This is a genomic window from Streptococcus parasanguinis, from assembly GCF_001074805.1.
Lineage (GTDB): Bacteria > Bacillota > Bacilli > Lactobacillales > Streptococcaceae > Streptococcus > Streptococcus parasanguinis_A.
Genome location: NZ_JUPI01000034.1, coordinates 1 through 6,651 on the forward strand (window position 1 = coordinate 1; position 6,651 = coordinate 6,651).

General features: G+C 33.7%; 5 protein-coding genes and 4 pseudogenes. 6 read left to right on the top strand and 3 right to left on the bottom strand.

What is annotated here, in order from left to right; all coding sequences use genetic code 11:
• The first annotated feature begins 182 nt into the window (after nucleotides 1-182).
• The 6 genes and pseudogenes from ADI76_RS02220 (at nucleotide 183) to ADI76_RS02250 (ending at nucleotide 5,124) form a co-directional block, all read left to right on the top strand.
• On the top strand, nucleotides 183-1,181 hold the full coding sequence (locus ADI76_RS02220) for an NAD-dependent epimerase/dehydratase family protein (protein WP_003005029.1): 999 nt from the start codon (nucleotides 183-185) through the stop codon (nucleotides 1,179-1,181).
• Nucleotides 1,182-1,192: 11 nt separating this feature from the next.
• On the top strand, nucleotides 1,193-2,383 hold the full coding sequence (locus ADI76_RS02225; protein WP_049514450.1) for a DegT/DnrJ/EryC1/StrS family aminotransferase: 1,191 nt from the start codon (nucleotides 1,193-1,195) through the stop codon (nucleotides 2,381-2,383).
• Entirely contained in the window at nucleotides 2,376-2,840 is a 465-nt protein-coding gene (locus ADI76_RS02230; RefSeq protein WP_049514452.1) for an NUDIX hydrolase, read from the top strand. Before ADI76_RS02225 ends, ADI76_RS02230 begins: the two co-directional genes overlap by 8 nt.
• Nucleotides 2,837-3,478: an HAD family hydrolase gene (locus ADI76_RS02235; protein ID WP_003005641.1), complete on the top strand. Its 642-nt coding sequence runs from the start codon at nucleotides 2,837-2,839 to the stop codon at nucleotides 3,476-3,478. Before ADI76_RS02230 ends, ADI76_RS02235 begins: the two co-directional genes overlap by 4 nt.
• Before the next feature lie 76 nt (nucleotides 3,479-3,554).
• Nucleotides 3,555-4,411 (top strand): annotated as a pseudogene (locus ADI76_RS02245) (IS982 family transposase).
• Between the two features lie 17 nt (nucleotides 4,412-4,428).
• Nucleotides 4,429-5,124 (top strand): HAD family hydrolase, encoded by a 696-nt coding sequence (locus tag ADI76_RS02250; RefSeq protein WP_239683606.1) that lies wholly within the window; start codon nucleotides 4,429-4,431, stop codon nucleotides 5,122-5,124.
• Nucleotides 5,125-5,294: 170 nt separating this feature from the next.
• On the opposite strand, the pseudogene ADI76_RS11650 reads toward ADI76_RS02250, so the two are convergent.
• From ADI76_RS11650 to ADI76_RS02260, 3 pseudogenes are all read right to left on the bottom strand, one after another.
• A pseudogene (locus ADI76_RS11650) lies at nucleotides 5,295-5,838 on the bottom strand (integrase core domain-containing protein); the annotation flags it as partial.
• Between the two features lie 249 nt (nucleotides 5,839-6,087).
• Nucleotides 6,088-6,249 (bottom strand): annotated as a pseudogene (locus tag ADI76_RS11655) (helix-turn-helix transcriptional regulator); the annotation flags it as partial.
• 8 nt (nucleotides 6,250-6,257) lie between these two features.
• Nucleotides 6,258-6,503 (bottom strand): annotated as a pseudogene (locus ADI76_RS02260) (hypothetical protein); the annotation flags it as partial.
• Between the last annotated feature and the right edge of the window lie 148 nt (nucleotides 6,504-6,651).

Sequence of the window (6,651 nt, forward strand, 5' to 3'; positions counted from 1 at the left end):
CATATAATAAAGCACTTCAACAATATAATAAGTAGAAATAGAGCGATGAAGTTTTGATTTCTTATTTATATTAGGTTATAAGAAAACACCCTGAAAGATAGTATGATTGATTAAATCTACTGATGTTGTTTTCGGAATAATTGTTATATTGACAAGACAATATGGAAAAAGGAGAATGATTCATGAGTAATATTTTGGTGACAGGCGGTTGTGGCTATATTGGTTCAAGATTAGTTGAAGAATTGCTAAATAATCAAGAAAATAAGGTTGTTGTTTTAGACAGCGGTATATTTGGTTTTGATTCACTATCTGAGTTTTTATATTCAGAACGTTTTAAATTAGTTAAGGGGGACATTCGAATCAAAGAGGACATTTTGAAATCCCTAAATCAAATTGATACAATTATTCATTTGGCAAGTCTAGTTGGAGAGCCTTCATGTGTTGTTGACAAAGATATCGCTTACGATATTAACGTTCGTGGAACAAGAAATCTAGTAGAATGTGCAGTCAAAAAGGGGGTGAAAAATTTTATTTTTGCCTCAAGCTGTAGTGTCTATGGTTTTGGTAAAGATAAGTTTGATGAACATAGTATTCCCAATCCTGTTGATTATTATGCAGAGCTAAAGCTACTTTCAGAGAAAGATTTATTAAATTATAAGGATAAGTTGAATATTATCATATTGCGATTTTGTACCGTTTTTGGTTTATCGAGGAGGATGCGATTTGACTTAGCTGTAAATGTAATGACTGCCTCTGCATTAAATAACGGAGTTATAAATGTTTACGGCGGTCAGCAAGAGAGACCATTTATTCATTGTGGAGATGTGGCCAGAGCTATCAATTTGCTTTTTGAAGAAAGATGTAAAAATAAATATACAGATAACGGTATAGAAGTATTTAATGTTGGTAATAATTCTGAAAATTATAATCTTACTGAAGTAGCTAGCATAATTTCAAAAGCTACTGGAAATACTAAAGTTAACTTAGATGGTTTAAAGGAAGATAATCGAAGCTATAGTGTTTCTTTTGATAAAATAGAGCAGTTGGGTTTTTCATCACAGAAGTCTATTGAAGTTGGAGTAGAAGAAATTGCAAATAGCATGAAATCAGGGTTAATTAATAATCCATTCTGCGATATATATAGCAACGTAAAAGTTGCTACTAAGGAATATTTGAATTAAGGAGTTAGAATATGAAACAATTAGCAATATTAGGTGGGAAACCAGCGTTTTCAAGTCAATTAAAATTTATAAAACCTATGTTTCCTACTTATTCAGAATCAAAATATGAGTCATACTTTAACGAAGTTTTTAAAACTGGGATGCTCTCAAAAGGGAGATTTTTAGAAAAGTATGAGTCTGAGGTGAGCAGTTATTTAGGAGCTCCCTATGTAACTGCTGTCTCTTCTGGGACTATAGGATTAATTTTAGCATTAGAAGCATTGGGAATAAAAAGTGGTGATGAAGTCCTTGTCCCTAGTTTTACATTTTGTGCAACTGTTCATGCAATTAAAAAGGTTGGAGCTATTCCTGTTTTTGTAGATTGCAACTCTGAAACATTTACAATCGAAACAAATAACATTGAAAAATATATCACTCCTAAAACAAAAGCAATTATTGCTGTGCACATATTCGGAGTTGGAGCAGAAGTATATGAATTAGAAAGGGTATCTAAAACCCATAATCTTAAACTTATCTATGATGCTGCTCACGCATTTGGTAGTACCATTGACAAAACACATTTGGGAAACTTTGGTGATATCTCAGTATATAGTACCTCTCCTACAAAAACTCTAGTTACAGGTGAAGGGGGAATTGTCGTAAGTAAAAATAAAGAAATTGATAGCAAAATTAGACTTTTAAGAGAATATGGAAATCCGGGAGATTATAATTGTACTGAGATTGGTGTTAATGCTAGACTTAGTGAGTTGGCAGCTATAACTGGTCTAATGTCATTGAGTGTAATTGACAAAAATCTATCGGAGCGTAAAAAGATTGGCAATTATTATAGACAGTTATTATCTGAAATTGAAGGAGTATCGTTGCAAAAAATACCGGATAACCAAATTAGTACATATAAAGATTTATGCATAGTAGTGCATGCAAGGTCATTTGGGTTAGATAGAGATACAGTTGTTCAGAGTTTGAATAGAGAGGGTATTCAAACAAGAAATTATTTTTCTCCTCCTATACATAAAATGGATTGTTATTCTGAATACAATGATCTTGTTTTAGAAAATACTGAAAATATTTCCAAAAATATAATTTGTTTACCTATGCATCCATTTCTAACGTATGCAGATATCGAAATGATAGTTAATATTTTAAGAAACATTCATATCAATGCTGAAGAGATAAAGAAACGGGTGATACAAGATGCTTAACACACCAACAGAAAATTACGTGTCAACAATTCGAAAAAAGATAGGTAATGACTTACTTATTCTAGTAGGTTCAAATGTTATTATTGAAAATGAACTAGATCAAGTGTTGCTTCAAAAACGGTCTTCAGGAACATGGGGATTGCCAGGTGGATTATTGGAAGTAGGAGAGACACTTGAACAAACGGCAATTAGGGAAGTATTTGAGGAGACCGGATTAACAATTGAAGAATTGAAGTTAATTCATACTTTTTCAGGGCAGGATTATCATTTTGTTCTGCAAAACAAAGATGAAATCTATGTAGTTACCTCTCTATACAAAGCGATTAATTATACGGGAGAATTGAATGTAAGTTCAGAAGAAACGCTGGAGTTAAGTTATTTCAATTATAACTCCCTTCCTTATAACATTGAACAAGAATATCTTGATTATATAAACTATTATAGAGGACTAAGATGATTGACAAAAAAGAAATATTTATTTTTGATTTTGATAATACTATTATTGAATCACTCCCTCTTTGTTTTAGTTGCTTCAGGATAGTGTTTGAAAAATATAAAAATATCAAAATGAGTGATTCGGATATTGAATCATTATTTGGAGGTAGTGAGGAAGATATTATAAGGAGCCATGTAGAAGAAAAATATGCTGATGAAGCAGTCGAATTATTTTACATTCTTTATGAAAATTTACACGATCATTTTATTGTTCAAAATAAAGTATTTGAAAATATTACTTTGCTATTAAAAAAATTAAATTACAAAGGAAAAAGACTTGCTGTTTTTACTGGTAAGGGGCGAAAAAGTATACAAATAAGTATGAAGAAATTAGAATTAGAAAAATATTTTAATTACATTGTATCTGATGATGATGTTGCTAATTCTAAACCTGATAGTGAAGGAATTTTGAAGATACTTGACCATTATAATGCAACTCCCTCAGATGCGATATTCTTTGGTGATTCAGATGCAGATATTATCTCAGCCAAAAAAGCAAATGTACTAGCTGTTGGTGTCAATTGGTATAAAACAAGAAAATTTACTATTTCTCCTGATATAATATCTAAGAATCCATTAGATATTATATACTCCTGCTGATAGTTGATTTGACTTAACAAAAAAGCCCATTTGGTGTACACTGCAAGTGAAGAAAAATAGCAGGGAGGTAAACCAAATGGACATTTTCCATTATACACCGAATCGCCATCACCTTCAACTCAGTATGCCGCAGCTTCGTAAAGTCTGCCGTGACTTATATCAAAAAGTCGCTCCTGATGAGTTGATCCACCGCAAGAATGTAGAGCAATGCAAGGTTTCGAATGTTTCTGTTTTAACCTTGATGCAATTTCAGGCAGAAATTGGGATGAAGTCACAGCGAAAGTTTTATCAATTTATCCGAAATTTCTTCGGATTCAGGGATTGGAGAGAAGCCGCTTCTATCGCCGTGTTCATTATCTGATGCCCCTGCTTCAGCTGATTTGCCTCTATTTCAATCAGCTGGATTTTGATGAATTAGTCATTATCGACAGCTTTCCAGTCCTCTTGTGTCAGCCGGTTAGAAATCATCAGGCCAAGGTCTTGAATGAGGTGGCCAACATCGGCTACTGCGCTTCCAAAAACATGTGGTTCTATGGTTTTAAAATTCATCTGGCGGTGACAGAGTCGGGCTATATTTTGGATTACTTGGTTACGCCTGTCTCGGTCCATGATATTCAGGTGGCAGAAGAGTTGCTGGATGCCATCCCCTATACTCCTGTTTTAGCGGATTTGGACTACTTGGGTAAGGAACTGAAAAAACGATTGGAAGCCAAGGGAATAGACTTTTTGACGTCGATTTGTAAAAATATGAAAGGAGCAGCTGAGCACAACAATCCTGCTATCCTGACAATCCGAAGGACCATCGAAACTCGGATCTCTGTCCTAAATGCATTGTTTAACATTGAACATCCGCTTGCTCGCTCTTTAGCAGGTTTGCAATTAGAGATCGAACGGGCTATTTTGGTCTATAATTTAGGATTTTTTATCAACTAGCAACACGGGTATTATATATGATAGATTTTGATTTTAAAGGAGGATTTATGAATTTGAAAGGTATAATCTTCGATATGGATGGAGTTATAGTTGATACAGAGTACCAAGATTTTCTAATACAGAAAGATTTTATCAAACACCTTAATCCAAAATCTAGTTACGAAGATTCTGAGCTATTGGTATTAGTTGGTAAATCATATTTTAATCTTTATAGGCTTTTACAGCAATTTATTGGGAAACAATATGATATAAAAACTATAGAAAAAGAATATGCTTCTTTTAGTGATGAGAAATATGAAAAAATTGATTATTCTTTACTTTTTAGAAAAGAAATTCTAAAAATTATTGACTATGCATTGAAAAACGGAATCAAATTAGCTGTAGCATCATCATCAAAATATGAGCATATTAATGAAGTTTTAGAAAGGTGTGACATAAAAAAATATTTTGATGTCATCGTTAGCGGAGAGAATTTTGTAGAAAGTAAGCCAAATCCGTCTATCTATTTAACAACGCTACATAAGTTAGAATTGCAAGCAGAACAATGTATTGCAATTGAAGATTCATACTCTGGAATTGAATCTTCAACTAGCGCAGGAATTGCAACTATTGGTTATTATGATAGCCGATTACCATTTTTTAATGACAAAGCGCAATGGAAAGTTGAAAATATGAAAGAAGTTTTACAAATAATAGAATCACAGAGTCTTTGAGTTGAAAGGCGATGAGGTTCTTGAGGACGTTAGAAAGAAATAAACTTGTTTCATAACGAAATTTAAGGTAGAACTTATCAGGACTCTGCCTTTTTAGGCTCTTTTCTACCATTTGTCAAGTCTGTCAAGGCTTTAAGTAAAAAAATGAGATATGAAAAGGCAACACTTTTCTATACAAAATTTATAAAGTGTTTTTTTAAAGCGCTGATTCGCTTAGCGATTGGGGTTTGGTAGTTCAGACTGCTGTGAATGCGGTGATGATTCCACCAGTAAACGTAGTCCTTTGTTTTAAAGGTTAGTTCTTTCAGAGAATGGAAGGTTTCTTGGTTGACAAACTCGAGTTTGAAGGCACGGTAAGTACTTTCAGACACGGCGTTGTCATAGGGACAAGCTGCTTGACTTAGAGACCGAGCGATGCCGCATCTCATCAATCAGCTGGTTATCAAACTCCTTACCACGGTCAGAATGGAACAGCTTGACATTGGTAAGCGCGTAAGGAATGCTTTGATTGGCTTGTTTGACGAGCTCTGCAGTCTTGTGCCACCCAACTGACAGTCCAATAATTTCGCGGTTAAAGAGATCAATGATCAAACAAACATAAGCCCAACGATTTCCAACACGGACGTAGGTCAAATCTGTTACAATTGCTTCAAGTGGCTTTTCTTGGTCAAATTCTCGAGCCAATAGGTTTGGAATAGGTGCTTCATTTTTTTGAGCTAGTTCTTTATCAAAATAAACAGTATTATAATCCTGATCATTATAAACCGTTGAACCGATACCAGCAGACATTTTTTCGTAAACATGATATTCGTATAGTTTTGCTGATATTGAAACAACGTTCTTATAAGCTTCTTTTTGAACTAGGTTTCTGACATAATTAAGTGCATTATTCTTACCTTCATCTGATAAAGTATTATATAGTCGGACGATTTCGATCTCTGTAAAAAAACCTTTTGGTACATTTAGAATCTGCTCTAGTTGTTGCACTTTTTCTCTAGATGGTTGTTTTACTCCACGTTCCCATGCGGAATAGGCTTGATAGCTGACTCCCAACTGATCAGCAATATCTTTTTGAGTCTTTTTTAGCTCTTTTCTACGAGCTTTTAGTTTTTCTGGTTGATACATCGTTTTCCTCACATTAATAGTAACTTCAATTCAGCTTTTTGTTTTGCCTCTTTGTCTGTTAGCTTATTTTTATCCCAAACATAAGCTATAGATTTTCCTTTATCATAGATGAGCCATACTTTTAGATTGTCACAGCAAGTCTTAATTGTTTTCCAATTCTCTTGGTTTAAAAGTTCAGGATACTCTTGACTAGTCACAAAACTTTTTTTGATCACAGATCGCTCTATCTTATAGATTAGAGAAGCCTGATAGTTTTACAATTGATCAAGAAAGTAACACCTTCCTTTTATCAGGAGAAGGTAGAACTGATTCAACAGTAAAATATAAAGTTAAGGATGGCACCATTACAGTCGATATATCTGGAATAGAACATGAATATTACCAAAAAGGCAGTAAAGCATA

Excerpts from the sequence above, each read along its gene's own strand:
- ADI76_RS02225 (WP_049514450.1), top strand. The coding sequence starts at position 1,193 with ATGAAACAATTAGCAATATTAGGTGGGAAACCAGCGTTTTCAAGTCAA.
- ADI76_RS02220 (WP_003005029.1), top strand. The coding sequence starts at position 183 with ATGAGTAATATTTTGGTGACAGGCGGTTGTGGCTATATTGGTTCAAGA.
- ADI76_RS02250 (WP_239683606.1), top strand. The coding sequence starts at position 4,429 with ATGATAGATTTTGATTTTAAAGGAGGATTTATGAATTTGAAAGGTATA.
- ADI76_RS02235 (WP_003005641.1), top strand. The coding sequence starts at position 2,837 with ATGATTGACAAAAAAGAAATATTTATTTTTGATTTTGATAATACTATT.
- ADI76_RS02230 (WP_049514452.1), top strand. The coding sequence starts at position 2,376 with ATGCTTAACACACCAACAGAAAATTACGTGTCAACAATTCGAAAAAAG.